Source organism: Bacillus sp. 05T31 (genome assembly GCF_056396725.1).
Genome location: NZ_JBFTMA010001151.1, coordinates 1 through 804 on the forward strand (window position 1 = coordinate 1; position 804 = coordinate 804).

Consider the following 804-nt stretch of genomic DNA (forward strand, 5'->3'; position numbering starts at 1 on the left):
ATATAGTAGAGTAGAACTTTTATAGAGAGTAGGAAAATTATGCACAATGGAATTCGGATGACAACTTTAGTGAAAAGGGCTCTGTTGATTTGCGCTGGGGTATTATTTACATACGAAGCTGCTTACGGATCAACACATATCGCTCTAGCAAGTACAGAGGATGAAGCGAAATCTGTTCAACTTGTAAGTGAAATTCAAACGTCCCTTGCTCCGAAAGAAGCTCCAAAGCACTATAACGGGCAAGTTAGAAAAGTCGCTTACTTAACATTTGACGATGGTCCTGGAAAATACACAGCTGAGCTTTTAGATATGTTAAAGAGTGAAAATGCAAAAGCAACATTCTTCCTAATTGGTTCAAACGTAAAAGCTTTCCCTGATCTTGTAAAACGTGAAGATGCTGAAGGCCACTATGTTGGGATGCACAGTATGACTCATAACTACAAGAAGCTTTACACAGAAGGTCATTACGTTGATGAAATGAAAGAAGACCAAGGCTTAATCGCTGGCGTTCTAGGAAAATCACCAGTATTAACTCGTCCAGCTTACGGCTCAATGCCAGGGTTAAATGAAGCGCTTCGCAACAAAGCTGTTGAAAATGGTTTAAAAGTTTGGGATTGGACAATTGATTCATTAGACTGGAAATACAACAAAATGCCAGTAGACGCTGCATCTGCTAAAATCGTAGAAAACGTTCTACATGGTGCTACAAACCCAACAGAAGTTATCCTTATGCACGATATTCATCCACAATCAGTTAAAGCAGTACCTGGAATTATTAAAGGGCTGAAAGAAAGAGGATATGAA

At 39.2% G+C, this 804-nt stretch carries 1 protein-coding gene; it reads left to right on the forward strand.

Features of this window, described 5'->3' with window-relative positions; all coding sequences use genetic code 11:
• Positions 1-39: 39 nt before the first annotated feature.
• On the forward strand, positions 40-804 hold a 765-nt coding region (locus tag AC1DJR_RS32020), incomplete at its 3' end, for a peptidoglycan-N-acetylglucosamine deacetylase (protein ID WP_477004471.1).